This is a genomic window from Phyllobacterium sp., from assembly GCF_037994405.1.
GTDB lineage: Bacteria > Pseudomonadota > Alphaproteobacteria > Rhizobiales > Rhizobiaceae > Phyllobacterium.
In genome coordinates, this window is the sequence record NZ_JBBNAN010000166.1 from 1 (window position 1) to 2,714 (window position 2,714).

The 2,714-nt window shown below is 58.4% G+C and carries 2 protein-coding genes; one reads left to right on the top strand and one right to left on the bottom strand.

All coding sequences use genetic code 11. The features are described 5' to 3' along the window. Nucleotides 1-507 precede the first annotated feature (507 nt). Nucleotides 508-1,545, top strand: coding sequence for a methyltransferase (locus tag AAAC48_RS09760; RefSeq protein ID WP_340653992.1), 1,038 nt, complete (start codon nucleotides 508-510; stop codon nucleotides 1,543-1,545). Nucleotides 1,546-1,945: 400 nt separating this feature from the next. On the opposite strand, the gene AAAC48_RS09765 is transcribed toward AAAC48_RS09760, so the two are convergent. Beyond that, nucleotides 1,946-2,714 (bottom strand): DUF6212 domain-containing protein (locus tag AAAC48_RS09765; RefSeq protein WP_340653993.1); only part of this gene is annotated, 769 nt, incomplete at its 5' end.

Here is a 2,714-nt window from a genome sequence, read left to right on the forward strand (position 1 = left end):
CCATGAGGGCGACAGTTGTCAGTTTCCCAGTAGTTTGCCACACAAAATATGCAACCGTACGCAGGAAACAGCTGTAATCATCTGGATCATCAGCGTTCTGAACAGTCATATATGATCATTTGGGGGATGACTTCGTGGTTCCTGCTCCACGAACCGTGCCGCGAGATGCAATAATATGTCTACCGCCATTTTCCGGTAGAAAATATGGGAGATCACAGCAGAGAAGAATGACGCAGGCGGAGGTGACCGACAAGTCCACTACACGGTTTGAAGAGTCATTGTGGACAATTGTGCAACAATCGAAATGGCTCTTATCGGCCTTTTCAAAGGAACATTTATTCATAACATTGGACATTGTACGCATCGAAAATTCCAAGAGGATGGAGAACGCATTCTGGTCCGATGCTGCAACGTGATTTGACACGTCACGATGAGGGGACCATGCTTAAACTTGTCCGTATGCACGCGTATTAAGCTCAATCCGTATACTCATACAGAAAGCTCAATATGACTGAACCTGAGCAGCATGCTTCGTCACAAAGTCTTCCGCCTCACGTCCAACTTATTCAGATGGGTACTGCCTACTGGGCATCCAGAGTGGTCTACGCTGCGGCCAAATTCGGGCTGGCAGATCAGATAGGCGCAGGAGCGAAAAGTGCTGAGGAGCTGGCAGGCTCCGTTTGCGCGCATGCGCCCTCCCTGCACAGGCTGATGCGCACACTCGCAAGCTTGGGCATCCTGACCGAGCGGACGGAGCGGCAGTTTGCCCTGACGGACTTGGGCGCGGCGCTGATGACCGGCGCGCCTGGCTCGGCACGGGCATCCCTGCTTACGGTAGGAAGCCATTGGTTTGTCGGCTCATTCGACAACATCATCCATTCCATTCAGACCGGTGAAACCGGCTTTGAGAAAGTGCAGGGGATGCCGGTCTTCGAGTACCTCGCACAACATCCTGAGGACGCGTCCTTGTTCAGCGAGACGATGGTTGGCGTCCATGGCGAAGAGCCTCCGGCCGTTGCCGCAGCCTACGATTTTACCGCCTTCGAGACCGTTGTCGATGTCGGCGGCGCGACCGGCAATATGCTGGCAGCCATCCTCACTCGCCATGCACGGCCCCGCGGGGTCCTGTTCGACAGGTCGCACGTGGTGGGGGACGCACCTGCGTTGCTCCAATCAAAGGGCGTGATTGACCGTGTAACGATAGAGGCCGGTGATTTCTTCGAGACGGTGCCTGCCGGGGGCAATGCCTATATCCTGTCGCACATCATCCATGACTGGGGTGAGGACCAGTGCCTCAGGATCCTCGGCCATGTCCGCCAAGCCATGAAGCCGGACGGCCATTTGCTTATTGTGGAGATGGTGTTGCCGGCCGGCGATGCGCCGCATCCAGGCAAGATGCTCGATATGGTGATGCTCGTGCTCCCTGGAGGCCAGGAGCGGACTGAAGCCGAATACCGCTCCCTTCTTAGTAAGGCCAACTTCCGCCTCACGCGTGTCGTGCCGACCGATTCCGCGGTGAGCGTGATAGAGGCGGTTCAGATTTAGAACAGCAGGTCATCGTTTATGAAGCGCGATGTAGACGTCAGCAACGTGGATTTCGAACGTCCACCCTTCCTTGACCCGGAAAGAATGGACAAGGCCATTTACATTCAACCGACACCAGCTTTCGGAGGCTTGTCGGCCGGGTTATTTCAAAATGCGGCCCGGCCGATTGACATAAGCGATGAGAACTCGACGGCGCCCGTCTATCAGATACCCGTCTTGTTTTGTAGCACACCGTCACACGGAGCTTGGCGCGTTTGTCGAAAAAACCCCCACCTCGCGGCGAGTAGTCCACCTTTCGAGCGGATTGCACTGCTGGCCTTGTCATAACCGTAACGTACTTGATGTAGTAAGCGTGCTTGCTACAGTGGATCGCAGGGATCGCCTCGGCGCGGCAGCCTTGTCACGACTCCGGCAAGACCGGGCCCCGGTTCCAGACCGCCCGCTCGTAGAGTTCGGCTTCGAAGCGGCGAAAGATCACGCGGCCGTGCGCCAACGTTCCGCCTTGCGGCAGCCGTGAGAAGAAATGGACGTCGACCGAGCCCGACTCCGGCTCTGGCAGGCGGGCGGTCAGCGCGTAGGGCTTGAGCGGTTCGGCGAGTTCGATCCATCCGGTCGAGGCGAGGACGCCAACGTCTTGCTCCGCGTCATCTGGGCCATAGCCGGGGCGGGTTACAACGAGTCGCACCAGTAGCCGCGTCTTACAGAGATCATCATCGATCTTCGCTTCGCAGGACACCGCAGCAAGTCCCGGTACCGCCGGCAAGCTCATGCAGGCCGCCGATGCCGGCGTCACCCGCAAGGGCCGTAGCAACACCCGGCCCCGATCGATATAGCCGAAATAGGGATAGGCCCAGGTGAGGTCCCTTGTAGACCGCACAGCGGCTGTCACGTGCTCGGGGATCGCCACGACGGGATTGGCCGGCAAAGGCGCCGCGTCGGAACCGGCAACGGTTTCGACCCCGGGAATGCCGCCCCAGAGTCTGAATGCTAGCATCGTACCGTTCGGAGTATCGCTGTCGAGCATCGAACAGGCGTATTCCCCGAGAAGACCCGTCGGGGCGCACGAAAGCCGGGGCGCCGTCGCTCCGCCAGTGGCATGGACCCGAAGTTCGAGCGCGCTCCAGGTAAGGGTCGAAGCCGTCGGCAAACGCAGAGGAAGCCAACCCGCA